General features: G+C 62.0%; 27 protein-coding genes. 10 read left to right on the top strand and 17 right to left on the bottom strand.

The features are described from left to right. Positions 1-290, top strand: a 290-nt coding sequence (locus tag BM059_RS25530) for a hypothetical protein (protein ID WP_208606113.1), incomplete at its 5' end; no start/stop codon positions are given. Positions 291-377: 87 nt separating this feature from the next. On the opposite strand, the gene msrQ is transcribed toward BM059_RS25530, so the two are convergent. The 4 genes from msrQ to ilvC all read right to left on the bottom strand — a co-directional run bounded on the left by msrQ (position 378) and on the right by ilvC (position 4060). Next, positions 378-1004 (bottom strand): protein-methionine-sulfoxide reductase heme-binding subunit MsrQ, encoded by a 627-nt coding sequence (msrQ, locus tag BM059_RS19200; protein WP_074940950.1) that lies wholly within the window; start codon positions 1002-1004, stop codon positions 378-380. After that, the gene (gene msrP, locus BM059_RS19195; RefSeq protein WP_074940949.1) at positions 1004-2014 is read right to left on the bottom strand and encodes a protein-methionine-sulfoxide reductase catalytic subunit MsrP; all 1011 of its coding nucleotides are present in this window, start codon (positions 2012-2014) and stop codon (positions 1004-1006) included. The genes msrQ and msrP overlap by 1 nt, the downstream gene beginning before the upstream one ends. Before the next feature lie 66 nt (positions 2015-2080). Further along, complete coding sequence (pssA, locus tag BM059_RS19190; protein ID WP_037001581.1) at positions 2081-2896, bottom strand: CDP-diacylglycerol--serine O-phosphatidyltransferase; 816 nt, start codon at positions 2894-2896, stop codon at positions 2081-2083. Between the two features lie 147 nt (positions 2897-3043). Next, the gene (ilvC, locus tag BM059_RS19185; RefSeq protein ID WP_037001483.1) at positions 3044-4060 is read right to left on the bottom strand and encodes a ketol-acid reductoisomerase; all 1017 of its coding nucleotides are present in this window, start codon (positions 4058-4060) and stop codon (positions 3044-3046) included. 126 nt (positions 4061-4186) lie between these two features. Between ilvC and ilvY the strand changes: the two genes are divergently transcribed. Beyond that, the gene (gene ilvY / locus BM059_RS19180; protein ID WP_037001486.1) at positions 4187-5068 is read left to right on the top strand and encodes an HTH-type transcriptional activator IlvY; all 882 of its coding nucleotides are present in this window, start codon (positions 4187-4189) and stop codon (positions 5066-5068) included. A gap of 55 nt (positions 5069-5123) precedes the next feature. Here ilvY and ilvN read toward each other — a convergent pair whose 3' ends face one another. Both ilvN and BM059_RS19170 read right to left on the bottom strand, forming a co-directional pair. After that, positions 5124-5615 carry an acetolactate synthase small subunit gene (ilvN, locus tag BM059_RS19175; protein WP_037001488.1) on the bottom strand — a complete coding sequence of 164 codons (492 nt, stop codon included), beginning with the start codon at positions 5613-5615 and terminating at the stop codon, positions 5124-5126. A gap of 1 nt (position 5616) precedes the next feature. Then, positions 5617-7341: an acetolactate synthase 3 large subunit gene (locus tag BM059_RS19170; protein WP_074940957.1), complete on the bottom strand. Its 1725-nt coding sequence runs from the start codon at positions 7339-7341 to the stop codon at positions 5617-5619. A gap of 402 nt (positions 7342-7743) precedes the next feature. Here BM059_RS19170 and BM059_RS19165 point away from each other — a divergent pair, with 402 nt between their 5' ends. After that, positions 7744-8178, top strand: a complete 435-nt coding sequence (locus BM059_RS19165) for a DUF4124 domain-containing protein (RefSeq protein ID WP_074940948.1) — start codon at positions 7744-7746, stop codon at positions 8176-8178. Positions 8179-8196: 18 nt separating this feature from the next. Here the strand turns inward: BM059_RS19165 and BM059_RS19160 are convergent, their stop codons facing one another. The 3 genes from BM059_RS19160 to mrcB form a co-directional block, all read right to left on the bottom strand. Beyond that, the gene (locus BM059_RS19160; protein WP_037001492.1) at positions 8197-8526 is read right to left on the bottom strand and encodes a YqcC family protein; all 330 of its coding nucleotides are present in this window, start codon (positions 8524-8526) and stop codon (positions 8197-8199) included. After that, on the bottom strand, positions 8526-9206 hold the full coding sequence (locus tag BM059_RS19155) for a tetratricopeptide repeat protein (protein ID WP_074940956.1): 681 nt from the start codon (positions 9204-9206) through the stop codon (positions 8526-8528). The genes BM059_RS19160 and BM059_RS19155 overlap by 1 nt, the downstream gene beginning before the upstream one ends. Positions 9207-9273: 67 nt before the next feature. Further along, a complete protein-coding gene (gene mrcB, locus BM059_RS19150; protein WP_139220770.1) occupies positions 9274-11592 on the bottom strand; it encodes a penicillin-binding protein 1B in 2319 nt (772 codons plus the stop codon). Between the two features lie 115 nt (positions 11593-11707). Here mrcB and BM059_RS19145 point away from each other — a divergent pair, with 115 nt between their 5' ends. The 4 genes from BM059_RS19145 to BM059_RS19130 all read left to right on the top strand — a co-directional run bounded on the left by BM059_RS19145 (position 11708) and on the right by BM059_RS19130 (position 14988). After that, a complete protein-coding gene (locus BM059_RS19145; protein WP_074940946.1) occupies positions 11708-13270 on the top strand; it encodes a bifunctional aminoglycoside phosphotransferase/ATP-binding protein in 1563 nt (520 codons plus the stop codon). A gap of 97 nt (positions 13271-13367) precedes the next feature. Continuing rightward, positions 13368-13712 carry a pentapeptide repeat-containing protein gene (locus tag BM059_RS19140; protein ID WP_037001497.1) on the top strand — a complete coding sequence of 115 codons (345 nt, stop codon included), beginning with the start codon at positions 13368-13370 and terminating at the stop codon, positions 13710-13712. Positions 13713-13812: 100 nt separating this feature from the next. Further along, on the top strand, positions 13813-14085 hold the full coding sequence (locus tag BM059_RS19135; protein ID WP_037001499.1) for a TfoX/Sxy family protein: 273 nt from the start codon (positions 13813-13815) through the stop codon (positions 14083-14085). A 105-nt stretch (positions 14086-14190) separates the two neighbouring features. Then, on the top strand, positions 14191-14988 hold the full coding sequence (locus tag BM059_RS19130) for a cyclic nucleotide-binding domain-containing protein (protein ID WP_074940945.1): 798 nt from the start codon (positions 14191-14193) through the stop codon (positions 14986-14988). Positions 14989-15324: 336 nt separating this feature from the next. Here the strand turns inward: BM059_RS19130 and BM059_RS19125 are convergent, their stop codons facing one another. From BM059_RS19125 to BM059_RS19100, 6 genes are all read right to left on the bottom strand, one after another. Next, positions 15325-15732, bottom strand: coding sequence for a nuclear transport factor 2 family protein (locus BM059_RS19125; protein ID WP_074940944.1), 408 nt, complete (start codon positions 15730-15732; stop codon positions 15325-15327). Between the two features lie 61 nt (positions 15733-15793). Then, entirely contained in the window at positions 15794-16678 is an 885-nt protein-coding gene (locus BM059_RS19120) for a ChaN family lipoprotein (protein WP_074940943.1), read from the bottom strand. A gap of 15 nt (positions 16679-16693) precedes the next feature. Further along, positions 16694-17461, bottom strand: a complete 768-nt coding sequence (locus tag BM059_RS19115; RefSeq protein ID WP_074940942.1) for a heme ABC transporter ATP-binding protein — start codon at positions 17459-17461, stop codon at positions 16694-16696. Further along, positions 17461-18501, bottom strand: a complete 1041-nt coding sequence (locus tag BM059_RS19110) for a FecCD family ABC transporter permease (protein WP_037001517.1) — start codon at positions 18499-18501, stop codon at positions 17461-17463. The genes BM059_RS19115 and BM059_RS19110 overlap by 1 nt, the downstream gene beginning before the upstream one ends. Next, entirely contained in the window at positions 18498-19397 is a 900-nt protein-coding gene (locus tag BM059_RS19105) for a heme/hemin ABC transporter substrate-binding protein (protein ID WP_074940941.1), read from the bottom strand. The genes BM059_RS19110 and BM059_RS19105 overlap by 4 nt, the downstream gene beginning before the upstream one ends. Positions 19398-19451: 54 nt before the next feature. Next, positions 19452-20516, bottom strand: coding sequence for a hemin-degrading factor (locus BM059_RS19100; protein ID WP_037001519.1), 1065 nt, complete (start codon positions 20514-20516; stop codon positions 19452-19454). A gap of 193 nt (positions 20517-20709) precedes the next feature. Between BM059_RS19100 and BM059_RS19095 the strand changes: the two genes are divergently transcribed. Beyond that, entirely contained in the window at positions 20710-22920 is a 2211-nt protein-coding gene (locus BM059_RS19095; protein WP_074940940.1) for a TonB-dependent hemoglobin/transferrin/lactoferrin family receptor, read from the top strand. Positions 22921-23063: 143 nt separating this feature from the next. Then, positions 23064-23393 (top strand): Rieske (2Fe-2S) protein, encoded by a 330-nt coding sequence (locus BM059_RS19090; protein ID WP_074940939.1) that lies wholly within the window; start codon positions 23064-23066, stop codon positions 23391-23393. Between the two features lie 112 nt (positions 23394-23505). Here the strand turns inward: BM059_RS19090 and sfsA are convergent, their stop codons facing one another. Both sfsA and BM059_RS19080 read right to left on the bottom strand, forming a co-directional pair. Further along, on the bottom strand, positions 23506-24213 hold the full coding sequence (sfsA, locus tag BM059_RS19085; protein WP_037001524.1) for a DNA/RNA nuclease SfsA: 708 nt from the start codon (positions 24211-24213) through the stop codon (positions 23506-23508). Next, positions 24203-25384: a pyridoxal phosphate-dependent aminotransferase gene (locus tag BM059_RS19080; RefSeq protein WP_074940938.1), complete on the bottom strand. Its 1182-nt coding sequence runs from the start codon at positions 25382-25384 to the stop codon at positions 24203-24205. Before BM059_RS19080 ends, sfsA begins: the two co-directional genes overlap by 11 nt. Positions 25385-25642: 258 nt before the next feature. Here BM059_RS19080 and dksA point away from each other — a divergent pair, with 258 nt between their 5' ends. Then, positions 25643-26089 carry an RNA polymerase-binding protein DksA gene (gene dksA, locus BM059_RS19075; RefSeq protein WP_013716970.1) on the top strand — a complete coding sequence of 149 codons (447 nt, stop codon included), beginning with the start codon at positions 25643-25645 and terminating at the stop codon, positions 26087-26089. Positions 26090-26099: the final 10 nt, after the last annotated feature.

Raw genomic sequence — 26099 nt, 5'->3', positions numbered from 1 at the left:
CTTTCGCCTCAACCAAGGCCGCGCATTCTACAGCAGCCTTTCTATCTGTCAAGCTGTTTTTCGAATTTGTTTCCGGAGAAACTTCTTTCTACTCAACCACTTGCGCCTTCGATCAGAACTTCTTCTCTCCAGCGGGAGGCGCATTCTACAGCGTTCAAAACCGCTGTCAACCACCTCTTTTCTACCGCTTTCGATCCATTCGACCGAACCACCAACAGGATCAAACCACCACCCTATCGACCGACGCGCATTCTACACGCCAGATCCAGTTTTGCAAGCTCTTCATTTAACTTAACTTATTGATTAACAAGCAGTTTTTGAAGCGCTTCATCGCTGAAGTGGCGCGCATTCTACCGCCAGCAGAATGCGCGTCAAGTTTATATTTCAACTTTCTTCGGATTTTCTCGCCAAAGGGCGCCAGCGCGCTGCAGCCCACTCGCCACTACAGAGACGCGCATCAGTAGCAACGCCCCACCGATGAGCGCATAAGCGAGCCACTCGCCCAGATCGGCACGCACTACCCAGAGCATATGCAGCAAGGCCAGCAACAGGATGACGTAGACCAGGCGGTGAAGAGCCTTCCACTTGCGCCCCAGCCTTCTGATGCTGAAACGGTTCGAGGTGACGGCCAACGCCAGCAAGCCAATGAACGCCAACGCCCCCACGATGATGTAAGGACGCTCGGAAAGATCGCGAAGCACCAGGTCCAAGCGCACCCCGGCGATAAACAGCACATAGCCCGATAAATGCAGAGTGACGTAGGTAAAGCACCACAGGCCCAGCTGCCGGCGTACAGCGATCCAGCCACTCCAGCGGCTCAACTGCTGCAACGGTGTCATCGCCAAGGTGATCAACAGAAGGATCAGAGCACCTAACCCCAGGCTATCAACCAGCACCTTGCCAGGGTCAGGCCCGAGAAGACCGAAGACAGCGCAGTACAGCCAGTACAGTGGCGGCACCAATGCCGCCAGGAACACGGCGACGCGCCAGAGCCGGTAGCGCATCAGTAGTACCTCGCCAGATCCATACCTGCATAGAGGTCAGCGACCTCCTCGTAGCCATTGAACATCCGGGTATCGATCACATTCGGGCTGAACAACCCGCTAGGCAGGCGCCGCTCCGTGGCTTGAGACCAGCGCGGATGGTCCACCTGCGGATTGACGTTGGCATAGAAGCCGTACTCGTTCGGCGCAATGCGCTCCCAGGTGGTCTTGGGCGCCTCATCGACCAGACTGATACGCACGATGGACTTGATGCTCTTGAACCCGTACTTCCAAGGCACCACCAGGCGCAGAGGTGCCCCGTTCTGGTTGGGCAGAACACGCCCGTACATGCCGACGACCATGAAGGCCAACGGATGCATGGCCTCGTCCAGTCGCAGACCTTCCACATAAGGCCAATCGATCAGAGAAAAGCCCGAGCGCTGGCCTGGCATGTGCTCACGATCGACCAATGTTTCGAAGCGTACATAGCGGGCCGCCGAAGTTGGCTCGACCTGCTTGAGCAAATCAGCCAGAGGAAAGCCCAGCCAGGGAATGACCATGGACCAGGCCTCGACGCAGCGCAGCCTGTAGATGCGTTCTTCGAAGGCGTGCGGTTTGACCAAATCCTCGATGGAATAGCGTCCCGGTTTGCCGACCTCACCATCGACCATCACCGTCCAGGGCTCGACCTGTAACTTGCCGGCATTGGCTGCCGGGTCGCCCTTGCCTGTGCCGAACTCATAGAAGTTGTTGTAGTGCGTCGCATCCTTGAAAGGCGTGATGCTTTCACCTTCAGCAGTGATCGCTTGCCAGTGCGCGTGCGCCAGCTTCTCGTCGAACCACCCCGGCGCCTTGGCCGGCTCGACATCGGCGTACGCACCTTGGGCTTCAGCACGGGCCCAACCCGGCATCGCTGCCATAGCGGCTAGCGCCAGCGAGCCCTGCATCAGCTTGCGACGAGAGAGATAAACGGACTCGGGGGTGACTTCGGACTCGAGGGCCCGCGAGGAGGGAGGAACTCGGATGAGCATGGCAACTCCGCGTCTACAGTTCGAGAAACGAACTGTAGACCACGAAGCGCAGAAGAAATTACAGCGTCAGGCAGATTTACGACGGCGCAATTGCAGCAGGTATTGAATCGGACCGGAGGCTGCATAAGCAAGGAAGATCAGCAGCAGGATGCGAGGTGGATCGCTGAACACCACCGCGAACACCAGCACCACGGCGAGAATGGCCACGAACGGCACCCGCCCTTTCAGGTCAAGATCCTTGAAGCTGTAGTACTTGATGTTGCTGACCATCAGACAGCCCGCGGCAGCAACCAGCAGCGCCACGGCAAACGACATGTTCGAGCCTTTGATGCCGAAGTCGCTGAATGCCCAGACAGTGCCGGCAACGACGCCCGCAGCAGCCGGACTGGCCAGGCCGATGAAGTAGCGCTTGTCGACGCTGCCAATTTGCGTGTTGAAGCGCGCCAGGCGCAATGCCGCACCCGCGACATAGATGAAGGCCACCATCCAGCCGACCTTGCCCATGCTGCCCAGCGCCCATTCGAACGCGAGCAGAGCCGGCGCAACGCCAAAGGCGACCATATCGGAGAGCGAATCGTACTCAGCGCCGAATGCACTTTGCGTATTGGTCAAACGCGCTACGCGACCGTCCAAACCATCGAGCACCATGGCCACGAACACGGCGGCGGCGGCCACATAGAAGTTGCCGTTCATCGCGTTGATGATGGAGTAGAAACCGGCGAACAGGTTTGCCGTGGTGAACAGATTGGGCAGCAGGTAGATACCACGGTGGCGTACCTTGCGGCCTTCCGCGTCCTGCTCTTCCTCTATGTGCTCGTCGATCGGCAGCAGGCTTTCAATATTGTCGCCAGCCGGCTTTTGATCCTCGGGACCTTCACTCATGAACAGCACCTTGCAACGGGTTTGACGAATTTCGACCGGGGTAGCTGTATTCAGTTCGCTAGCCCGCGAGCTGGCTTTATACCAGAAGCCTCGCCACAGAATGAAAAAACGCGGCATAAAGCCGCGTTCTTTCGCACATCGAAGACCTTAGTTCTTGGCCTTGTCGACGATCTTGTTGGCAGCGATCCACGGCATCATCGAACGCAGTTGCTCGCCGATGACTTCGATACCATGAGCGGCGTTGTTGCGACGCTTGGCAGTCATCGACGGGTAGCCAGTGGCGCCTTCGCTGATGAACATCTTGGCGTATTCGCCGTCCTGGATACGCTTCAGGGCGTTGCGCATGGCCTGACGGGATTCGGCGTTGATCACTTCCGGGCCAGTCACGTACTCGCCGTACTCGGCGTTGTTGGAGATCGAGTAGTTCATGTTGGCGATGCCGCCTTCGTACATGAGGTCAACGATTAGCTTCAGCTCGTGCAGGCACTCGAAGTAGGCCATTTCCGGCGCGTAGCCAGCTTCGACCAGGGTTTCGAAACCGGCCTTGACCAGCTCGACGGTACCGCCGCAGAGAACGGCCTGCTCACCGAACAGGTCGGTTTCAGTCTCGTCCTTGAAGGTGGTTTCGATGATACCGGTACGGCCACCGCCAACACCCGAGGCGTAGGACAGCGCGACGTTCTTGGCGTTGCCGGAAGCGTCTTGGTAAACAGCGATCAGATCAGGGATGCCGCCGCCTTTGACGAACTCGGTACGTACGGTGTGGCCCGGGGCTTTCGGCGCGATCATGATCACGTCGAGGTCAGCACGTGGAACGACCTGGTTGTAGTGGATGGCGAAACCGTGGGAGAAGGCCAGGGTAGCGCCCTTCTTGATGTTCGGCTCGATCTCGTTCTTGTACAGCTGGCCCTGGAACTCGTCCGGAGTCAGGATCATCACCAGATCAGCAGCGGCAACAGCGCTGGCCACGTCAGCGACTTTCAGGCCATGAGCTTCAGCCTTGGCAACGGTAGCGGAGCCTTTACGCAGACCGACGGTAACGTCAACGCCGGAATCCTTCAGGTTGCAGGCTTGGGCGTGGCCCTGGGAGCCGTAACCGATGATGGCGACTTTCTTGCCCTGGATGATGGAGAGGTCGCAATCTTTGTCGTAATAAACTTTCATGTTCTTGGCTCTTTTGAATCGAAAGGGATGGGGTGCGGAGCACCGCGACGGAGACACCTTAAGTGATCCCCGCCATTGCGTAAAATGATATATTCGCAACACAACATGCCGATATATGAAACATAAATGGATAGCCATTCCCTCAGGCTTTTTCTCTCCCTGGCAGACAACCTGCACTTCGGTCGAACCAGCCGCGAACAGCACGTCAGCCCTTCCGCGCTCAGCCGCAGCATCAAACAGCTCGAGGACGAACTCGGTGCCGCGCTGTTCGTGCGCGACAACCGCTCGGTCCGCCTGACTCGCGAGGGCCAACAGTTTCGCGAGTACGCGAGCGAAGTCATCAACGGCTGGCAGACGATTCGCCAGACCTTCATGCAAGACCAACTGAGCCTGCACGGCGAGTTGTCGTTGTACTGCTCGGTCACCGCGAGTTACAGCTTCCTCTATGACATCCTCAGCAGCTTTCGCCAGGACTACCCGCGCATCGAAATGAAACTGCACACCGGTGACCCGGCGAAAGCCGTCGAGCGTGTACAGCAAGGGCTGGAAGACCTGGCCATCGGCGCCCTCCCCGACAGCCTGCCGGCCGGGGTCGAGTTTCAGTCGATCACGCGTTCGGACTTGCGTTTTATCGGCCCTCAGGCACCTCAACTGCTGAGCGAGGAGCAACTGAAAAACCCAACGGCCGAGAACTGGAAGGACGTGCCGATGATTCTTTCGGAGGAAGGCCTGGCCCGGACGCGCACCGATCGCTGGCTAAAAAGCCACAATATCAAGCCACGCATCTATGCCCAGGTTAGCGGTAATGAGGCCATTGTCAGCATGGTCAGCCTGGGCTTCGGTATCGGCGTGGTGCCGCAGATCGTGCTGGATAACAGCCCACTGACCGCACGCATTCGCATCTTCGATATACAGCCACCGCTCACCGCTTATGACATCGGCCTGTTCGCGCTGGAAAAGCGCCTCAAGGACCCGTTGATCGCCGCCTTCTGGAACCGCCAACGGTAAATTTCAGGCAATAAAAAACCCCGCACCAGGCGGGGTTCTCTGTTTACGACAGCGGTCAGATACTCAGCACCTTGTCGCCGCGAGCGATACCCGTGACACCACTGCGTACGGTTTCCAGGATCGACGCGGTGCCGATGGCCTGGATGAAGCTATCCAGCTTGTCGCTGGTACCGGTCAGCTGCACGGTGTAGACGCTGCTGGTCACGTCCACGATCTGGCCGCGGAAGATGTCGGTAGTACGCTTGACCTCGGCACGCTGGGCACCAGTAGCCTTGATCTTCACCAACATCAGCTCGCGTTCGATGTGAGCGCTTTCCGACAGATTGACCAGCTTGACCACCTCGACCAACTTGTTGAGGTTCTTGGTGATCTGCTCGATCACCTCGTCCTGGCCAACCGTGGTGAGGGTCAGACGCGACAGCGTCGGATCCTCGGTTGGCGCAACGGTGAGGCTTTCGATGTTGTAGTTACGCTGGGAGAACAGACCGACTACGCGGGACAGTGCACCCGGCTCGTTTTCCAACAGCAGGGAAATGATGTGTCGCATCTCAGGTCCGCTCCGTCTTGCTCAGCCACATGTCACGCATTGCGCCATCCCGGATTTGCATCGGGTAGACGTGCTCGCTGGTATCGACCGCGATGTCGAGGAAGACCAGGCGATTCTTCATTGCGAAGGCCTCTTCGAGACCTGGCTTGAGGTCTTTCAGCTCGGTGATGCGCATGCCCACATGCCCATAGGCTTCGGCCAGCTTGACGAAGTCAGGCAGCGATTCCATGTAGGAGTGCGAGTAACGGCTGCTGTACTGCATGTCCTGCCACTGGCGAACCATGCCGAGTGCACCGTTGTTCAGGTTGACGATCTTCACCGGCAGGTCGTACTGCAGGCAGGTCGACAGCTCCTGGATGTTCATCTGGATGCTGCCTTCGCCGGTCACACAGGCCACGTCGGCATCCGGGAAGTTCATCTTGACGCCCATCGCGGCCGGGAAACCGAAGCCCATGGTGCCCAGGCCACCGGAGTTGATCCAGCGATTGGGCTTGTTGAACCGGTAATACTGCGCCGCGAACATCTGATGCTGGCCCACGTCGGAGGTGACGAAGGCATCGCCCTTGGTCACGTCGCACAGGGTTTCGATCACGGTCTGCGGCTTGATGATCGAGCCATCACCCTCGTTGTAGGGGAACAGGCGGCCACTACCACGCCACTCGTCGATCTGCTTCCACCAGCTGGCAACGGTGTCCTTGTTCGGGGTTTCGCCGATTTCCTTGAGGATGGCGACCATCTCGGTCAACACGCTATCCACTGGACCGACGATTGGGATGTCGGCCTTGATGGTCTTGGAGATCGAGGCTGGATCGATGTCGATGTGGATGATCTTGGCGTTCGGGCAGAATTTGGCCGCGCCGTTGATCACACGGTCATCGAAGCGCGCGCCGACAGCCAGGATCACGTCGGCGTGATGCATGGCCAGGTTGGCGGTATAGCTGCCGTGCATGCCGAGCATGCCGATGAACTGGCGATCGGTACCCGGATAGCCACCGAGGCCCATCAGGGTGTTGGTAACCGGCAGGTTGAGCATCTGTGCCAGTTCGGTCAGCGGCGCGGAAGCACCGCCCATGATCACGCCACCGCCGGAATACATGACCGGACGCTTGGCGGCCAGCAGCATTTCGGCAGCCTTACGGATCTGCCCGGAGTGCCCACGTACAGCAGGGCTGTAGGAGCGCAGCTTGACCTTCTTCGGATAGACGTACTCGAACTTCTGGGTCGGATCACCCATGTCCTTCGGAATGTCGACCACGACCGGACCAGGACGACCGGACTCGGCGAGATAGAACGCCTTCTTCAGCACCTCGGGGATTTCCGACGGGTGCTTGATGATGAAGCTGTGCTTCACGATCGGACGAGAAATACCGACCATGTCGGTTTCCTGGAAGGCATCGGTACCGACCATGGCGCTCGGCACCTGGCCGGAGATCACCACCATCGGAATGGAATCCATATAGGCGGTGGCGATGCCGGTAATGGCATTGGTCGCGCCAGGGCCAGAGGTCACCAGCACCACACCAGCCTTGCCGGTGGCGCGGGCATAGCCGTCAGCCATATGGGTCGCTGCCTGTTCGTGACGAACCAGGATGTGAGTCACTTCCGGTTCTTTGAACAGCGCATCGTAAATATGCAGGAGAGCACCGCCGGGGTACCCATAGATGTACTTAACGCCTTCGTCACGCAGGAAGCGGACGACCATTTCAGCGCCGGATAAAAGCTCCACGTTGTTCACCTCTTGAACGCCAGTATGCCACCCGCCAACGGGCAGCCCTAAGTAGGTTCTTACTGTCAGCGGACACGCACGACGGTGATCGTGGATTCGGAACATCAGCTTGACGAGTAACGGAGCAGCCCATGGTCTTGCGGGGCTGGCCCTCCCAGCGCGAGGTAACGCGTTGCGGGTGTCACGGTTCGGCGCGGGTAGCGCCTCTTTTCCCCGAGCTGAAGGACGCTTGCGGCGGACTCCACTACGGGGGAAGGCTGAATTGTTCGGGTTCGGCGGGGGCAAGTCAAGAGATGTGTAACCTATTATTCAACCCGCTGCTGTGACGCAGCGCAGGATGAAGATTGTCGGCTTTTGGTTATAGTAACCACCAGCACCGCAGCTCTCGATAAAGGAAACAGCATGCGCCACATGATTCTTACTGGCACCTTGATGCTCGCCTTGAGCACCACCGCCATGGCCAGCCAGGTTTACAAGTGGGTCGATGAAAAAGGCGTGACCCACTTCGGCGCGCAACCCCCGCAGGGCCAACAGGCCACGACCATCAATACTGCAGCGCCGCCTCCACGCCAGGTAGCAAGCGAGCCCGCGCCGAGCATCGAAGAGCAGCTCGACCCCGAGCAAGCGGCCATCGACAAGAAGGTCAAGGAGGACGTGGCGAAGCAGGAGGCCGAGCGCAAGCAGTACTGCGAGAACGCACGTACCAACCTGGCTCAACTCGAGAACAATCCTCGCCTGCGCATCGAGGATGGTGGTGAAGTTCGCCGTATTGACGAAAACGAGCGTCAGGAACGCATCACCGAATTGAAGAAATCCATCGTAGAAAACTGCAAGTGATGCGTTACACGCACGCCCTCAAGACGTGCGTGTAAGCAGACGGTCAAACTCGCCAAGCAGTTCAAGCAGCCGACGCGCAACGCCCGGCTGCTGCTGATAGACCATCTCGGCCATCGCCTGAATGCCCGACACCGAAGGCAAGGTCGCACCGCTTTCCAGCAGCAACTTCATGCGCGGCAGGAAAATCCACTGCAGCCATTGTTCGAACGTCAGCGTATCGACGCAGAACGGCTCCGGACTCGCCAACGCCTCGGCGCTTGGCGCCTCCTCCTGCCACCAGCCACGCACCCGCAACTCACGCTCGATCAGCAGCAGGTGCTCGGCCAACGCATTCACGCGCGCCTCCATCAGAGATTGACTCGAGCGCGCTCACGAGCCTGGGCTGCGCCAGCCGGATCGCCCTGACTCTCACGGGCCTTGGCGATCAGATCCCACAGACTGGCTTGCAACGCCGGACGACCGTTGGCGTAGGTCAGTCCACGACGGGCGAACTGCTCGGCCTGGGCCGCATCACCCTGAGCCAGGCGAACCTCGGCAAGGCGGTAAAGCACCTGCGGTTCACGCGGCGCAATGCGCTGAGCACGCTCCAGGCTGGAAGCGGCGCCATTGAGATCGCCACCGCCCTGTTGCTGTTGAGCGGTGGTCAGCAGGGCGAGAACCGGGCCGTCCAGCTGCTCGTCAGCTGCCAGGCCGCCGCTGCTGGGAATGCCGCTAGGCATGCTCGGTACCGAGGAGCCGAAGCTGCCTTGGCTCGGCGCAGAAGGCTGGCTGCTCACGGGCGGGTCGAAGGTCAGGCCGCCACTGGAGGTGATCGGCTGTGCACCGGTCTGCAGCGGTGTCGAAACCGCGCCCTGTGGCACCATCACGACCACCCCGGAGTCTTCCTCGATACGTTGCGGCGCAGCTGCCGGGCTCGGCCCGGTCGACGGACCGGAACCACCGGACGACAGCGGAGCGCCGGCATCGATCACTGGAATCGAACCCTGCGGTACCGTAGTGCAACCACTCAGAACCGCTGTTGCCAGCATCGTGGCAAGCCACTTCTTGTTCACATCCAATCCTCTTCAGGTAACACCGAGTCACTCGACTCGGCTGTCATTCCAACCAACCCTTGACCCAGTCCATCACAGATTCGACCGGAGCCTGGATACCACAAGCGGAGCCCGGGGCAGGTTCGCTGCCGCGAATATAAGGCATCTGTACCGCATTCGGGCAGCCCGATGCCGAGCCCAGACCGGTTTGACGATCGACCCAGGCCTGGGTGACGTTGTCCGGCATCTGCATATCCAGCGGCAGCGGATCAGCCTTGCGCATAAAGCCGGTCCAGACCTGCAGTGCACCAGTCGCACCGGTCAGCGGGGTCGGGCCGTTGTCGTCACGCCCCAGCCACACAACCGACAGCAGGTCCTGGCTGAAACCAGCGAACCAGCTGTCACGTGAGTCGTTACTAGTACCCGTCTTGCCCGCCAGATTCAGCGAGCTGGGCAACTGGCTGTATACCGAACGCCCCGTACCCTCACGCATGGTGCGCTGCATGGCGTTCTGCACCAGGTAGATGGCGCCCGGATCGAAGCGCTGCTGAATCTGGAACGGATAGCGCCCGAGCGGTTCGCCATCGGCCGTCAGCACGCTGCGAATGCCGCGCAACGGCGTGTTGAAGCCGCCGTTGGCCAGGGTCTGGTACATGCCTGCCACTTCCATCGGCGTCAGTGCGCCAGCGCCGAGCAGCATCGACGGATAAGCTGGCCATTTACGTTCCACCCCAAGTCGCTCAAGGGTCTTGAGCACATTGGGCACGCCGATTTCCAGGCCGAGTTTGGCTGTGGAGAGGTTGTAGGACTGCGCCAGCCCTTGATACAGATAGATGGTGCCATGAGCCTTGCGGTCGTAATTCTGTGGTGTCCAGACCTGGCCATCCTGGCCCTTGATGGAGAAGGGTTCGTCCTCCAGCCAACTGGTCAACGTGTACTGGCTCGGGCGTTCCAACGCCGATAGGTAGATCGCCGGCTTGATCAGCGAACCGATCGGCCGCACTGCGTCCAGCGCCCGATTGAAACCGGCGAAACGCGGCTGACGGCTACCGATCAACGCCTGGATTTCGCCAGTCTCGGGATTGGTCACCACCATGCCAGCCTGTACTTCGTCCACACCCTTGCGCCCGGCCAGACGTTTGAGCGTCTCAGCCAGGGCTTCTTCGGCCTTGAGCTGCAGAATCGGATCGAAGCTGGTGAAAATACGCAGGCCTTCTTCGGTCAGATCCTGCTCACGATAGTCTTCACGCAGCTGACGCTTGACCAGGTCGAGGAAAGCCGGGAACGAGCTATCAGCCATGCTGCCGCGCGAACTCACGCCCAGCGGCTTCTGTTTGGCGGCGGCGGCCTCCTCAGGGGTGATCGAACCTTGCTCGGCGAGCAGATCGATCACCAGATTACGCCGCGCCAGCGCACGCTCGGGGTTACGCCGCGGGTTGAAATAGGTAGGCCCCTTGACCATCCCCACCAACAGAGCGACCTGCTCCAGCTTCAGCTCCGACACCGGCTGGCTGAAGAAGTACTGGCTGGCCAGACCAAAGCCATGCACTGCGCGCTGCCCGTCCTGACCGAGGAACACCTCGTTCATGTAGGCCTCGAGAATTTCGCGCTTGTCGTAATGCAGCTCCAGCAGCACCGCCATCATCGCTTCGGTGGCCTTACGGACCAGGGTACGCTCGTTGGTCAGGTAGAAGTTCTTCACCAACTGCTGGGTCAGGGTGCTGCCACCCTGTACCAGACGCCCGGAGGAAGCGTTGATCCACAGCGCGCGGGCGATGCCCTTGGGCGATACGCCGAAATGGTCGAAATAATCGCGATCCTCGACCGCCACCAGTGCGTCGATCAGATACGCCGGCACCTGATCCAGCTTGATCAGGATGCGGTCTTCCTGATGCGCCGGGTAAAGCCCACCGATCAGCAGCGGCTCCAGCCGTGCCACTGCCAGGTTGCCGCCGTTGGCCTGAGTCAACCCGGCTACGTAGTCGCCAGAGAAGCGTACCCGCACCTTCTGCGAAGGCTCGGCGCCCTCATAGAACTGAAAGCCGCGACTGTGCAGCTCGATGTTGTTACCGGCCACCGATACCGCCCCTGGCCCATTGACTGCGCTCTCGCGGCGGTAACCCAGTGCATCGAGCTCACGCAGGAAATCGTCCTTGGCCAACTTCTGCCCGACGAAGAGTTCGAGCGGCCTGGCGTAGACTTTCGCAGGCACGGTCCAGCGTTTGCCGGAGAATTTCTCCTGCACCACGGCATCGAGATAAACGGCGAAGCCGGCGAGGATGACCAGGCCAACCAGACCGAGCTTGAGGCCCCAGGCAAACCAGGGGCGCATGCCGGAGGAGCGGGATTTTTTGTTTGAGCGGGGGGAGCGTTTTCGAGTCATGGCGGGATTATACGCACTTTACAAAGGGGTCAGCAGCGCCGCCCGGATGGTTTGCAGAGCAGCTCACAGCGGCCATAATGCCCAGCTCGAACAGCGTCTAGAACAAGGATCGAACGTGAGCCAAGCCCTGATTGCCGCATTGCAGAACCCGGCCCTGTATCCGCACCCTGTGGATGGGTTTCAGGTCATTGAGACCCACATTTCCTGGGTTTTGCTCACTGGCCCCTACGCCTACAAGATCAAAAAACCGGTCAACTTCGGTTTTCTCGATTTCACCGAACTCGACGCTCGTCGTCATTTCTGCGAAGAAGAGCTGCGCCTCAACCAGCGTTTGACCGAGGATTTGTATCTGGAAGTGTTGCCGATCAGTGGCAGTGAAGACGCTCCCAGTTTCGACGGCAGCACGCCGGCCATCGAGTATGTGCTGAAAATGCGTCAATTCCCGCAGGAGCAATTGCTCAGTGCCATTCAGGCACGCGGCGAATTGAACGACGCCCATATCGACGCACTGGCCGAGCAGATCGCCACTTTCCACCTGAACGCGCCGAAGGTACAGCAGGAGCATCCACTGGGTAGCGCTGAAGCAGTGATGGCCCCGGTTCAACAGAACTTCGAGCAGATTCGCCCGATGCTCAGCGAGGCGGCAGACCTGCAGCAACTCGATGCCCTCGAAGCCTGGGCCCAGTCCAGCTACGAACGCCTGCAGCCACTGCTGAGCGAACGCAAGACGCGGGGCTTCATCCGCGAATGTCATGGCGACATTCACCTGGGCAACGCCGCTCAGATCGACGGTCAGGTGGTGCTGTTCGACTGCATCGAATTCAACGAACCCTTCCGCTTCACCGACGTCACTGCGGATATCGCCTTCCTGGCCATGGACCTCGAAGACCGTGGTCTCAAGTGCCTGGCTCGGCGCTTTATCAGTGGCTGGCTGGAGCGGACCGGCGACTATGCCGCCCTGCACCTGCTGAACTTCTACAAGGCCTACCGCGCCATGGTTCGCGGCAAGGTCGCACTGTTCCGCCTCGGCCAGGAAGAAAGCTCGGTGCAACGCGCGGTCATCCTGCGCCAATATCGCGGCTATGCCGCGCTGGCGGAGAGCTACAGCGCCATTCCGTCGCCCTTCCTGGCCATCACCCATGGCGTTTCTGCAGTCGGCAAGAGTCATGTCGCCATGCGCCTGGTGGAAGCGTTGGGCACCATTCGCTTGCGCTCCGACATCGAGCGCAAGCGCCTGTTCGGCGAGCAGAGTGCCGAGGCCAAGGATCAGTTGGCCGCCGGCATCTACAGCAGCGACGCCAGCCAAGCCACCTACCAGCGCCTGCACCAACTGGCGCGCCAGACGCTGCAGGCCGGCTTCCCCGTAGTGATCGACGCGACCTACCTCAAGGCAGCGCAGCGCCAGGCCGCCAGTGAAGTCGCCGAAGAGACCGGCGTGCCCTTGCTGATTCTCGACTGCCATGCGCCGGAAGCGGTAATCGCCAGTTGGCTGGAACAGCGTCAGAACGAAGGCAAGGACCCATCCGATGCGACGCTGGACGTGATTCAGGCCCAACAGGCCAACCGTGAACCGCTGGACGACGAGGAGCAGAGCCACAGCAAGCGCGTCGACACACATGACAGCGCCAGCCTGGATAGCCTGGTGGAGCGCATTCGCCAGCGCCTGCCAGGGATCTGAGCAGCGCCGCAGCCCCGATCGCAAGTTGGCCTCAACCTGCCGGGCAAACCCTGGCAGGGCTTCTATACTGCCGGTGAGACCACCACCGGTATCTGCCATGAGCCAGCCACGCCAGCTTGATCATCCGCTCTACCACCTCCTGCACAACGACGACGTCAAGGGTTTCAACGCGCAGAAACCCAAGGGCGTCGAAGTCGATCTGTCCGGCGGCGACTTTCGCGGGCTCGACCTGCGCAGCATGGACACCGACGCAGTCAACTTCACCGATGCCTACTTCCGCGGTGCAGACCTGCGCGGCCTGGACTTCCGCAATGCCAGGATCGAAGGCGCCAGCCTTGCCCATGCGCAGATTTCCGGCGCCTATTTCCCCGTCGAACTGACCGCAGACGAGATTCTCATGTCGGTGAATTTCGGCACTCGCCTGCGCTATCGAACCAAGTAACGAGTCAGGAACAAGCGCAAGGAGCACCCAGGCAATTGGCCACTACACTTCCTGGCAGGCATGCCTACGTGAACCGTTTCCCCGCACGCATGGAGGCCCGATGAACGACGAACTGCAACACCTGAAGAACCTGGGCAAGACCTCGGCCCAGTGGCTGCACGCCGTGGGCATCCACAGCGCCAACGATCTGCGTCGCTACGGCGCCGTGGGCGCCTATCGCGCGGTCAGAGCGCGTGGTTTTCGCGCATCCAAGGTGCTGCTTTACGCCATAGAAGGCGCGCTGCTCGATGTGCACTGGAGTGAGTTGCCACCGGCGCATAAGGCAGAACTCAACGGCAAGCTGGACGAAGCCCAAGGCCACAACAAGAGCTAGCTCACAACACCAGCGCAAGGTGATTTACTCGAAGGGCCGCGCAGCCTATTGTTTCAGGGACCTTCGTGCGGTCAGCCAGCACAGCCAGTTCAAGGAATTACGGTTATGTATTTACTCGGGGAGCAACCGGCCTACGCCGATCAGCTGATCAATCGCCTGCAGAGTATCCCCACTCAGTTGCTGGATGGACTGCAACCCGCGGGAGAGCCGCTGCGCCTGGAACGCGTCGATGATCTGGCCCAGGTACTGCCTGGTAACCAACTGTTCATCATCGAGAACGGCCTGCTGCATGCGATCGTCGATGAACGCCCGTTGTTCTACCTGCAGGAAGGTGATCTGGTCGGCCTGCGTCAGGGTATCGATCTGCCCTCCTGCCGCTACAGCAGCGAAGAGCCTATCAGCCTGATTCCCTTCTCGCGCAGCGAGGTGTTCCAACACATCTACGCCAACGAGCAGCGCCAGGAACAGTTCATTCATTACCTGATCGGCCATACCGCCCTGCTTTCCGATGCGCTGGCACGCCTCAAGCAGCCGGAAATTCGCCCGGCAACCGGCTTCCAGCACTTCGTCGCCGGTGAGGAGCTGATCCACCAGGGCGATGAAGCCGACCACGTATTTATCATCATCGAGGGCCACGCCGAAGCCTACGTCGACGGCCAAAAGGTCGGTGACGTACAGAAGGACGAAATCTTCGGCGCCATGGCGGTGTTCACGCGCGAAAAGCGCAGCGCCACGGTAGTCGCCAGCGAACCCTGCACGGTCATGGTAATTCCCAAGGAGCAGTTCCTCAGCCTGATGCAGAGCAATCCGCGTATCGCTCACAGCCTGATCGAAAGCATGGCACGACGCATCGACTTGCTGAACAAAGAAGTCACCCAGCTGCGCCTACCAGGTGAATCCTGAGCCTCCGCCCTACCCGAACGAACCCCGGCCACTGCCGGGGTTCTGCATTTCTGAGCCCGGGAAAATCTTTCTGAGAAAAATTCTCAAAAGGGCGTTGACTATGTAATGAGAATTGTTATTATTACCCCAACTGGTCGCGAGATCAGCCGATAAGCTAAAGAGACCATTCAGTCGGACTCTTCAGATTATCTCCTCATCAGGCTAATCACGGTTATTGACCCGGCTCTTGCCGGGTCTTTTTTTTGCCCGCGATTTCTCAGTACGGCTCCATCGGACCTCATGCCGCAGCACCATGAATGTCCTCCCGGATAAACGCCTACATCTGTTCGGTGGTTATTAGTCGTCGACCTGCGCCAGCCAGTCCGGCAGGTTGAAGTGCAGGCTGATCCGTGTAATCAGCCCATTGTGGATTTCGAAGAAGGCGCCCACGCGCATCTCGTAACGCTGCCCGCAGGCCTCCGGCAGTCCGTCGTCAGTCGCCAGGTATTCGCCGCTGACGCGGTACTCGCAGGCCGCGTGTCGCCCCTGTGGCTCGACCAGGATCACCAGCGAATCGATAGCCTCACGATAGCAATGCAGCTGCCGCTCGAGAAAAGCGGCAAAGGCATCGCGCCCGTGCTCGGCGAACCCCTGATTGGGCTCCAGAATCAGCTCGTCACCGACCCGCGCCACGCAGGCGCGGATATCCCGATCATTGAGGGCATTGAAATAACCTTGCAGCAGGTCGCGAACGTCAGTGGACATAGAGCAGGCTCCAGAGCGGCAAAGCGCCGAGGATACCTCGCAGCCTGCGTGCGAAAGGCGGCTAGGGTCGCAGTTTGGCGCAGTGATCCTGCTCCGGTTGCGCGGCGGTGAACCAGACGTAGTCCGCCATGGACGCGTCCACCGCACGGCCGACCTCGGCCAGTATCAACACCACACTGCCGTCCTGCGCGCCAAGGTCATCCAAGTGCAGCGGCACACCGAGGTCCTTGCGCACGTGGAAGGCGCCGGCCAGCAGCAGGCTTGGCTGCGGTGCGGCCAGCAACGCCTCGGCCATGCGCCGGTCACGTTGCTGCTGCACGGCGAGCATCGCCGGCATCTGGCTGTCCGGCAGCAGGCCGCAGTGCGACTCGCGAATATCCGCCAGCAGGCGCGCCTGCACCTCGGCTGCGCTGGAGCGCTCGCCCTGCAAGGTCGGGCGCTGCCGGTAGATCTGCATGATCTCGGCGCGGTCCAGATTGGCCACGAGCAAGGGATAAGGCTGACGCAACTGATGCAGCACCAGCGGCCCGTACAGCGACCAGTCCCAGCCTGGCTGCCAGGCCAAAGCGTCGAACGGATCAGCGGGCGACTGCCCTGCTCGCGCAGCTACCTGGGCCTGAGCGACCCTGCTCTGCTGCTCGGGGTTGAGCATCTCCATCAGCACGCTGCCTTGCGGGCGCTGCCGGGACAGCTCACGTGAAAGCCAGAGCTGCACGGCATGGTGATCGGGATTGTCGTGCTGCTCGCCGACCAGCACCCGCTCGGCCGGCGCCAGGCGACTCAGCAATTGCTCAGGGCTGATGCTCTGCCCGCTGGCCAGATCGACGATGCGGCCCAGGTCGGCATGTTCGCGGCCCAACGGAGCGAGCGGTGCCGGAGGCGGCAGCGCATCTCGACTCTGACAGGCGGCCAGCAACATCAGACAGCTCAACAGAACGACTCGCATCGAAGGCTCCAGAATTCAGCGCGCGACGATCAGCGGATGGCCGCGCTCGGGATGAGTCTGCACCAGCACTTCCAGACCGAACACGGCCTGTAGGGGCTCGGCACGCAACACTTCGGCAGGCGTACCCAGCGCATGCGCCCTGCCCTGTTCCAGCAACAGCAAGCGGTCACAGTAGCGCGCGGCCAGATTGAGGTCATGAAGAATCACCAGTACCGCCGCACCGGACTCAGCCAGGCGACGCACCGCCTGCAGGCAGGTGTGCTGATGCATGGGGTCGAGCATCGAGGTCGGCTCATCGAGCAGCAGGATCTGCCCGTCGCCGCCCGGCCACAGCTGCGCCAGCACCCGCGCCAGGTGCACACGCTGGCGCTCGCCGCCGGACAATTCAAGGTAGCTGCGCCCGGCCAGATGAGCGGCGTCAGCCGCGTGCAGTGCCTCCTGGACGACCTGCGCATCGCGCACGCGGCCGCTGTCGTGAGGCAGACGGCCCATGGCAACCACCTCTTCGACGCGGAAGGCGAAATTCAGGCTCGAACTCTGCGGCAGTACGGCCAGGCGTCTGGCACGCTCCGGCCCCGACCAGTCATCGAGCGCACGCTGATCCAGCGTCACCTGCCCGGTGCTGGCCGGCAGCTCGCCGGTCAGCGCCGCCAGCAAGGTGCTCTTGCCTGCACCGTTGGGCCCCAGCACGCCCAGCACCTCACCGGGGCGCAACTGCAGATCGATGTCACTGAGCACCACGCAGGAGCCGCGGCGGACTTCCAGCCGTTCAACCCGCAGCATCAGCTTCGCCCCCGTACCAGCAGATAGATAAAGAAAGGCGCACCGATCAACGCGGTGACGATACCGATCGGCAATTCGGCAGGCGCCAGTGCCAGGCGCGCGACCAGATCAGCCAGTAGCAGCAGACTGGCGCCGGCCAGTGCAGATGCAGGCAACAGCAGGCGATGATCAGGGCCTACCAGCAAGCGCATCAGATGCGGGACCACTAGACCAATGAAACCAATCAGGCCAGCGGCAGCCACCGCAGCGCCAACGCCCAATGCCGTGCAAAACACCAACTCGCGCTTGAGGCGCTCTACATCGAAACCGAGGTGGCGCGCCTCCGACTCACCCAGCAGCAGCGCATTCAGCGCTCGTGCCCGTCGCGGCAGCCACAGCGCCACGGCCAGCGTCGCCAGCAACAACGGCCAGAGCCGCGCATAACTGGCACCGTTGAGGCTGCCCAGGTTCCAGAACGTCAGCGTGCGCAGGGTGGCATCGTCCGCCAGGTAGGTGAACAGGCCGATGGCCGCTCCGGCGAGTGCGGTCAAGGCAATGCCTGCCAGCAACATGGTCGCCACATTGGTCTGCCCGTCACGCCGGCCCAGGCGGTAGACCAGCGCCGTCACCAGCAAGCCACCGACGAAGGCGCAAACCGACAGCAGATAGGGCGCGAAGGCTTCGGGCAAACCGCCAAACGCAGCGCCGCCGACGATGGCCACCGCAGCGCCCAGCGCGGCGCCGCTGGAAACGCCGACCAGGCCAGGGTCAGCCAGTGGGTTGCGAAACAGCCCCTGCATCGCCACACCACAGAGCGCCAGCACCATGCCCACGGCGAGCCCGAGCAGCGTGCGCGGCATGCGGATCTGCGCCAGGATCAGTTCCGCCTGCTGTACCGCGGCGTCTGCCGCCAGCGGCAAACCGAGCAGCCGCAGCGCTGCACGCAGGGTATCGCCCAGAGGCAGGCTGACCGGTCCGAGCGCCAGCGAGAGCCACAGTACGAGCACGAGCAGCAGGCCCAGTGCGATGAACAATGGGCGCGTCGAAAAAGGTGAGGTCATGGCTCGCGCTTGGCTTCGGCTGTCAGGGATTGGCTGGCAGGATAAAAGCCTGCGGCGAGCATCGCCAGCCCATCCGGTACGCGCGGTCCAAGGCCGCCGACCAGCAGCGTCGGGTCGAGCGCCAGTAAACGCCCTTCGCGCGCGGCACGCGTAGCGGCCAGGGCCGGATTCTGCTGCAGCAGGGCTTGCCTGGCCGCCTCGCCATCCAGGGTGCGGTCAGCCACCACCACGACCTGCGGGTCGAGCGCCAGCAGCGCTTCGCTGGACAACGCCTTGTAGCCAGCGTGGCTGGCCAGGTTGCGCCCGCCGGCACGACGGATCAACCAGTCGGCGGCGGTATCGACACCGCCCACCAGCGGGCTACCACCGGCATGCCCGAGCAACAGCAACACACCGGGCGCCTCCTGGCTGCGCTGAGCCTGCTCGACCCACTGCCGCTGGGTCTGCAAGCGCGCCTGATACTCAAGGAAGGCGCGCTGTGCGGCTGCCTCATCTCCGAGCAGTTGGCCCAGGCGCTGCAAGTTGGCCTGCAGGCTGTCCAGCTCCGCCCGTGCAGTCAGACGCTCGATGCGCACACCCGCCGCTGCCAGTTGCTCGAGCACCGGTGGCGGACCCATCTCCTCGCTGCCGAGCAGCAGGTCCGGATGCAGAGCAAGAATGCCCTCGGCCGCCAGTTGACGCTGATAACCGACGCTGGGCAGCTTGATCAACGACGCAGGATGACGGCTGGTGGTATCGACGCCCACCAGCTTGCCCTCACCACCGAGCACCACCACCCACTCGCTCAGCGCACCACCGGCACTCACCCAGCGCTGCGGCAGCGGCTCGGTGGCCAACACCAGATTAGGAAACAGCAGGACGGCCGCCAGGCCGCCCAGGATATTCGCAAGACGCATGGTCTCGACTCCTCAAACGCGACATCGACCGGCCCCGCAGGGGGCCGACACAGATCAGACCAGCACAGGCAGTGACTCGGCCAGCTCACGCCAGTCATCGCGCTCGGCCATACCGGGTTTGCGCGCACCGAACAGCTGGACGACCAATTCGCCGTCGGCATCGAAAGCCTCCAGGCTGGTGATCACACCGTCGATGCTGGGTTTGCGCACGCGCCACAACTCGACCACACCACGTGTCTGCAGGTGCAGGTTGAAGTCGGGATCGAGCACGTTGAACCAGCTGTCCATCCAGCGCAGGTTGTTCACCGGGCCAGTGTGAATCTGGATGCAATGGCGGTTGCCGACGAACACCATGATCGGCACTTCACGAGCAGCGGCCTGCTCCATCAGCACCGTCAGCTCGGAGATCGCCAACGGCTGCGCCCACCGCTCACCCGCCAGACGCAGCGCCTGAGTACGCGCGACCTCATGCTTCTTCAGCAAGGCGAAGAAATGGTGTGTGTCCTGCAGCGTCGACCAGCCCTCACGCAGCGCCTGGCTGTCGATATCGGCGTCGGCCTTGCGCACCGGCGCAGCAGGCGGCGGCAGCAACTGCAGCTCGGCACTCTGCTCGGCCGCGAAGCGCTCGACCAGCGGCTGCCAGGCGCTTAGCTCGCTACGTTCGGTCAGGTAGACCTTGTGCACCGCGACGCCCTGCTGGTCGAACACCTGAATGCTGCGCTGAGTGCCTTTGGCGGTTTCTTCGGCAACCGCGAACACGCTGGCCCAGCCGCCAAGGAACAGGCGTAGGTCGATGTCGGCAGACACCACCAGGCCCATCTGCCCAGAGGCGGAAACGCTCACCTCGCGGTACAGCCCCTTGCGCTCGTGGACGCAATGCTCGTTGCGCGTCAGTACCATCACCTGGCCGAGCTCACCGAACGCCGGCAGCAGCTCGGCCCAGTCCGGACGCAGGCGCTGTGCATCGATGCCCAGGCGGCTGGCGGTCAACTCGGCCTCGCTGACATGCAGCTGCGCCGCTGCTTCGCGGGCACGCAGGCGAGGCTGTGCATGACGCAGCGCTTGCCAGGCCTGGTAAAGATCGGCCGCCGGCGCAGCGGCGAAGTTTGCGGTACTCATCGGGATTTTCCTCTCTCACGGGCGGTTACCACCACCGTCGGCGACACGAGCGCGTACCGACACGGCAGTGCAATTTGAGAGAACGATAATCTACCTGAGAATTATTTGCATTAAATAAGTAATCTGGTTAACGTCTTGCGCCGTCGCCAACCAGGCAGTCGCAGAACTGCCAAGCATGCACTGGAGTATCACCATGCTCGTTCGCCCGCCCTACGCTCGCCGACCCTGGCTCGCGCTGCTGTTGCTGTGCCCTTCGCTGGCCCTGGCCGATACGCCGGCCAAGCTGCCCGACGTCGAAATCACTGCAGCTGCAGCCAAGCAGCCACTGCCCACCACGACCCAGACCGATGCCCAGACACTGGAGCGCCGCCAGATCCGTAGCTTCGATGACCTGTCACGCCGTGCCGAGCCGGGGCTGAACTACAACCGCAGTAACAACAGCATCAACATCCGCGGCCTGGACCGCGACCGCGTGCTCACCACCCTCGACGGCATTCGCATGCCCTGGCTGAACGACGCCGTGCGCGACGTGAATGGTGGCCTCGACAGCATCGACTTCCAGAGTCTGTCTTCGATTGACGTGGTGCGCGGCGCCAACTCCAGCCAGGTCGGCTCAGGCGCCCTTGGCGGAGCACTGCAACTGCGCACCTTGAACCCGGATGATCTGTTGGGCGACAAGGACACGTTCGCCGGCCTGATCAAGAACGACTACGACAGCGCCGACCGCAGTTGGGGGCTCAATGCTGCCCTGGCTGGCCGTTTCAACGACACCTCCTGGCTGCTCCAGGCTGGCGGGCGCAAGGGCCACGAACTCGATAACCAAGGCAACCGCGATGTTCTGGGCAGCCAGCGCACCGAGGCCAACCCCAGTGACACCGACCAGCACAACCTGCTGTTCAAGGTTCAGCAGAAGCTCGCTGGCGGTCACCGCGTCGGTGTGACCGCCGAACTGTTCGAGCGTACCGAGGACATGGACAGCCGCATCAACCAGGGCACCGCCAACTATCCTCGGCACTACGACACCCGCGAGAACAACGAGCGCAAGCGCCTGTCCTTCGACCACCAGTACCGGGCCGAGAGCAGCGACAGCCTGCTGGATTGGGCCGACACCATCGTCTATTGGCAGAAGCTGCGTCGCGAAGACAAGGTGGACGCTACCCGTGCCGGCACCCTGGCCGGCCCGTTTGGCCGCAACAACGAGATCGAGAAAACCCAGTACGGCATCAATGGCAGCCTGGGCAAACAGCTGGGGCAGCACAACCTGACGCTGGGCGCAGAATGGAGCCGCATCGAGGCCGAACAGTACAGCGGCGGCTACGATGCCTGCCCCAGCGTACTGGTGCCGCCCTTCCCGCCGCGCCCGGATAGCACGCCTGCCGGGATCTACTTTTCCTGCATCAACCTGCACACCAACCAGGCCGAAATGCCGAAGACGCCGGGCAACCTGTATGGCATCTACCTGAAGGACGACATCGCCCTCAGCGATACCCTCACTCTGACGCCAGGCGTGCGTTATGACCGTTACGCGTACAAGCCGAAAAGCGGCACCAGCGGCTACGTACTGGCCGGCGACAGCGTGATGCTCACCGAGAACAAGGACTCCAACTGGTCCGGCAGTCTGCTGCTGACCTGGCAGGCACACGAGCTGGCCACCTTCTATGCACAGTGGGCACAGGGCTTCAAGGCACCGGACGTCAACGAGCTGTACAGCACCTTCACCAACGCCGGCATGGGCTACGCACGGGTCGGCAACCCCAACCTCAAGCCCGAGGAAAGCACCGGCTACGAGGTCGGCGCACGCCTGGGTGACAATCGCCTGGGCGGCTCCATCAGCCTGTTCGACAACCGCTACAAGAACTTCATCGACAGCATCACCGCCAATGAAGAGGACTACGGCTTCCAACCTGGCGAATTCCCGACCTTCTTCGAGGTGATGGAGAACCGCGACAAGGTGCGCATCTACGGCGCCGAGGGCACCGCGCACTGGCAGTTCGCGCCCTCCTGGCAAGTCTGGAGCTCGGTCGCCTGGGCCGTCGGCAAGGACCGCGAGAGCAAACAGCACCTGAACTCGGTCGCCCCGCTGACCGGCACCCTCGGCCTCAGCTACACCCAGCAGCACTATGGCGCAGACCTGATGCTGACCGCCGCGCGTAGCCGCGACAAGGTCGAGAACGACGGTGACTTCAAGGCCCCCGGCTACGGCGTGGTCGACCTCACCGGCTACTGGCAACCGGCAGCGCTGGATGGCGTCCGGCTGCAAGCCGGTCTGTTCAATCTGCTCGACAAAAAGTACTGGAATGCCCTCAACGTGCCCAGTACCGGCGGGCGCACCACACCGCAACCGGTCGACTACTACAGCGAGCCGGGTCGCACCTTCCGCGTGTCGGCCTCCTGGCAGTTCTGAGTTCCACTTGGCGCAGGGATGCGCCCTCCTCCTTCCTGCGGGATAATCCGCCCCTCTTGCGGCGCTGCGCGCCACCTTCCCCGAGACGGAGAAGGTCATCAGAGGTCGTCACGACGCGACTTCCATAGCAACGGGAGACCGCGATGATCCGCTTGTGCGCCCCACACGAATTGGCCGACGGCCAGAGTCGGGGCTTTGTGATCGACCAATTGAATCTGCTTGCCGTGCGCCGAGGCGGAGAGGTGTACGCCTACCTCAACCGCTGCCCGCATCGCGGCATCGCCCTGGAGTGGCGGCCAGACGATTTTCTCGATGACAGTGGCAGCCTGATCCGCTGCGCGACCCATGGCGCGCTGTTTCTGATCGAGAGCGGTGAATGCGTGGCAGGCCCGTGCGAGGGTCAGGCGCTGCAGGCACTGGAATGTAGAGAAGACACGCACGGGATCTGGATCGAAGGCGCTGCCGTCAGGTAGCCCGGATGCAATCCGGGGATGGGCGAAAACTGGATTCCCGGATTGCATCCGGGCTACGCCAACATCGCGCCCAGCGCACTACCGAAACAGAAGCCGGTGTGCGCAGCACACCCTACATCACTACCTCAAGGCGGCGAACCAGAGCGATCCCTTCCGGGCTGAGCTCGGCGCCATAAGCCAGCACCTCCACACCTGCAGCCTTGGCATCACGCAGGCCGGCGGCATAGGCCGGGTCGATCTCCTCGGCGGCGCGTACGGCGCGGATGCCGGAGAGGTTCACGCAATACAGTTGCACCGTGCGAACTCCAGCACGCGCCAGCGCCGCCAGCTCGCGCAGGTGCTTGGCGCCACGCAGGGTTACCGCATCGGGAAAGGCCGCCACGTCGCTGTCAGCGAAACCCAACGTCACGCTCTTGACCTCGACAAAGACCGGCCCGGCCGGGTAATCCAGACGAAAATCGGCGCGGCTGTTCTCCACCCCGTAGGCCACCTCACGCTTGAGCGCGGTAAAGCCAGCCAGTTCAGTGATCAGTCCGGCACGCAGCGCTTCTTCTACCAGCGCATTGGCCCGCGCGGTGTTGATACAGGCCAGCCGCCCTTGCGGCGTTTCGCCGATTTCCCAGCTGCCCGGTAGCTTGCGCTTGGGATCGTTGCTGCGGCTGAACCACACCCGGCAACCTTCGCTCATGCAGTTGAGCATCGAGCCGGTGTTGGCGCAGTGGATGGTCATCTGCTCACCGTTGGCGGTCTCGATATCGGCGAGAAAACGCTTGTAGCGGCGCAGCAGGCGCCCTTCTTCCAGCGGTGGATCAAAGCGCATCGGGCTGCCAGCTCTTCAGGCCCCGGGCGATACGCTCGACTGCCTGCTGCAGGCGCTCGACATTCTGCGTGTAGGCGAAGCGCACATGGTGCCCGGCCTGGTAACGACCGAAATCCAGACCCGGCGTGAACGCCACGTGCTCGGTTTCGATGAAGTGGCGGCAGAAGGCGAAGGCATCGCCGCCAAAGGCACTGATGTCTGCATATAGATAGAAGGCACCTTCCGGCTCCACCGCGATGCCAAAGCCCAGCTCGCGCAGTGCAGGCAGCAGGTAGTCGCGGCGGCGCTGGAATTCGTGACGGCGCTCTTCGAGGATCGCCAACGTGGCCGGCTCGAAGCAGGCCAGTGCGGCATGCTGAGCCATGCTTGGCGCGCTGATGTAGAGGTTCTGCGCCAGCTTTTCCAGCTCCGGCACCGCCGCTTCGGGCGCCACCAGCCAGCCCAGGCGCCAGCCGGTCATGCCGAAATATTTGGAGAAACTATTGAGGACGAAAGCGTCGTCATCCACTTCCAGCACGCTCGGCGCATCGCAGCCGTAGGTCAGGCCGTGGTAGATCTCGTCCACCACCAGGTGACCGCCACGCTGTTTGAGGCAGCTCGACAGCGCTCCCAGCTCGTCCTTGTGCAACAGCGTGCCGGTCGGGTTGGCCGGCGAGGCGACCAGAGCACCGACGCTGCCGGCATCCCAATGCCGCTCGACCAATTGCGGGGTGAGCTGGTAACGCACGTCCGGGCCGACCGGCACCAGTTGCGCAGCGCCTTCGACCAGGCGCAGGAAGTGGCGGTTGCACGGGTAACCTGGATCGGCCAGCAGCCAGTGCTTACCCGGATCGACCAACAGGCTGGCTGCCAGCAGCAAGGCACCAGAGCCGCCCGGCGTGACCAGAATGCGCTGCGGGTCGATGTTCAGGCGGTAACGTTCGGCGTAGAAGCCGGCAATCGCCTCGCGCAACTGCGGCAAACCGCGGGCCGCAGTGTAACGAGTGTGCCCGGCAGCCAATGCGGCCTGGCCGGCGCGAATGATCGGTTCGGCGGTAGTGAAGTCCGGCTCGCCGATTTCCAGGTGGATCACGTCGTGGCCGGCGGCCTGCAGCTCGTTGGCACGCGCCAGCAAGGCCATCACGTGGAAGGGTTCGATGGCGCGACTGCGCGCACTGTAGAGCTGAGCCATGGGTCTGTCTTCAGGGTTGCGAGGCGCGGATTCTAGCAGGGCAGCTCAAGGCCACGGCAAGGACGCCGAAGTGCCGCTACGCTTGCTAGCCACTCCCATGCAGATTTCGTTCACACCCCGTATAAGGCAGAGACAACCGGGAGTAGCGCACCCCGATTCGATCTGGTAAGTTCGCCGGCTTGCAGTCGCAGGGCCGGACAAACGCCTGGCAATGGAATAACCTGCGCGATGGATTTGAAAGAGTGAGAGGCGTCATCCATGCCCACAAAAGAAAAAGCCAAAAGCACCAGCCAGCTGATTCGTGGTTTCGAGCCTTATCCAGAGAAGAAGGGCGAGGAATACATGAGCGAGCCGATGCGCGCTCACTTCACCAGCATCCTCAATAAGTGGAAGCTGGAGCTGATGCAGGAAGTCGACCGTACCGTGCACCACATGCAGGACGAAGCGGCCAACTTCCCTGACCCGGCCGACCGCGCCAGCCAGGAAGAAGAATTCAGCCTGGAACTGCGTGCCCGTGACCGCGAGCGCAAACTGATCAAGAAGATCGACGAGACCCTGCAGCTGATCGAAGACAACGATTACGGCTGGTGCGACTCCTGCGGCGTCGAGATCGGCATCCGCCGTCTCGAAGCCCGCCCGACTGCCACGCTGTGCATCGATTGCAAGACGCTGGCGGAAATCAAGGAAAAGCAGATCGGTTCCTGATCTGACGACG

Source organism: Ectopseudomonas composti, from assembly GCF_900115475.1.
In the GTDB taxonomy this organism is placed as follows: domain Bacteria; phylum Pseudomonadota; class Gammaproteobacteria; order Pseudomonadales; family Pseudomonadaceae; genus Aquipseudomonas; species Aquipseudomonas composti.
The sequence above is the reverse complement of the archived record's forward strand: the minus strand, read 5'-3'. Positions and strand labels throughout refer to the sequence as shown.

Coding starts and splice junctions, on each gene's coding strand:
- ilvY (WP_037001486.1), top strand. CDS start 4,187: ATGGATAGCCATTCCCTCAGGCTTTTTCTCTCCCTGGCAGACAACCTG.
- BM059_RS19120 (WP_074940943.1), bottom strand. CDS start 16,678: ATGCGAGTCGTTCTGTTGAGCTGTCTGATGTTGCTGGCCGCCTGTCAG.
- BM059_RS19095 (WP_074940940.1), top strand. CDS start 20,710: ATGCTCGTTCGCCCGCCCTACGCTCGCCGACCCTGGCTCGCGCTGCTG.
- BM059_RS19090 (WP_074940939.1), top strand. CDS start 23,064: ATGATCCGCTTGTGCGCCCCACACGAATTGGCCGACGGCCAGAGTCGG.
- BM059_RS19155 (WP_074940956.1), bottom strand. CDS start 9,206: ATGCTGGCAACAGCGGTTCTGAGTGGTTGCACTACGGTACCGCAGGGT.
- BM059_RS19100 (WP_037001519.1), bottom strand. CDS start 20,516: ATGAGTACCGCAAACTTCGCCGCTGCGCCGGCGGCCGATCTTTACCAG.
- BM059_RS19110 (WP_037001517.1), bottom strand. CDS start 18,501: ATGACCTCACCTTTTTCGACGCGCCCATTGTTCATCGCACTGGGCCTG.
- BM059_RS19105 (WP_074940941.1), bottom strand. CDS start 19,397: ATGCGTCTTGCGAATATCCTGGGCGGCCTGGCGGCCGTCCTGCTGTTT.
- sfsA (WP_037001524.1), bottom strand. CDS start 24,213: ATGCGCTTTGATCCACCGCTGGAAGAAGGGCGCCTGCTGCGCCGCTAC.
- dksA (WP_013716970.1), top strand. CDS start 25,643: ATGCCCACAAAAGAAAAAGCCAAAAGCACCAGCCAGCTGATTCGTGGT.
- msrP (WP_074940949.1), bottom strand. CDS start 2,014: ATGCTCATCCGAGTTCCTCCCTCCTCGCGGGCCCTCGAGTCCGAAGTC.
- BM059_RS19165 (WP_074940948.1), top strand. CDS start 7,744: ATGCGCCACATGATTCTTACTGGCACCTTGATGCTCGCCTTGAGCACC.
- BM059_RS19130 (WP_074940945.1), top strand. CDS start 14,191: ATGTATTTACTCGGGGAGCAACCGGCCTACGCCGATCAGCTGATCAAT.
- mrcB (WP_139220770.1), bottom strand. CDS start 11,592: ATGACTCGAAAACGCTCCCCCCGCTCAAACAAAAAATCCCGCTCCTCC.
- BM059_RS19080 (WP_074940938.1), bottom strand. CDS start 25,384: ATGGCTCAGCTCTACAGTGCGCGCAGTCGCGCCATCGAACCCTTCCAC.
- BM059_RS19160 (WP_037001492.1), bottom strand. CDS start 8,526: ATGGAGGCGCGCGTGAATGCGTTGGCCGAGCACCTGCTGCTGATCGAG.
- BM059_RS19140 (WP_037001497.1), top strand. CDS start 13,368: ATGAGCCAGCCACGCCAGCTTGATCATCCGCTCTACCACCTCCTGCAC.
- ilvC (WP_037001483.1), bottom strand. CDS start 4,060: ATGAAAGTTTATTACGACAAAGATTGCGACCTCTCCATCATCCAGGGC.
- ilvN (WP_037001488.1), bottom strand. CDS start 5,615: ATGCGACACATCATTTCCCTGCTGTTGGAAAACGAGCCGGGTGCACTG.
- pssA (WP_037001581.1), bottom strand. CDS start 2,896: ATGAGTGAAGGTCCCGAGGATCAAAAGCCGGCTGGCGACAATATTGAA.
- BM059_RS19135 (WP_037001499.1), top strand. CDS start 13,813: ATGAACGACGAACTGCAACACCTGAAGAACCTGGGCAAGACCTCGGCC.
- msrQ (WP_074940950.1), bottom strand. CDS start 1,004: ATGCGCTACCGGCTCTGGCGCGTCGCCGTGTTCCTGGCGGCATTGGTG.
- BM059_RS19125 (WP_074940944.1), bottom strand. CDS start 15,732: ATGTCCACTGACGTTCGCGACCTGCTGCAAGGTTATTTCAATGCCCTC.
- BM059_RS19115 (WP_074940942.1), bottom strand. CDS start 17,461: ATGCTGCGGGTTGAACGGCTGGAAGTCCGCCGCGGCTCCTGCGTGGTG.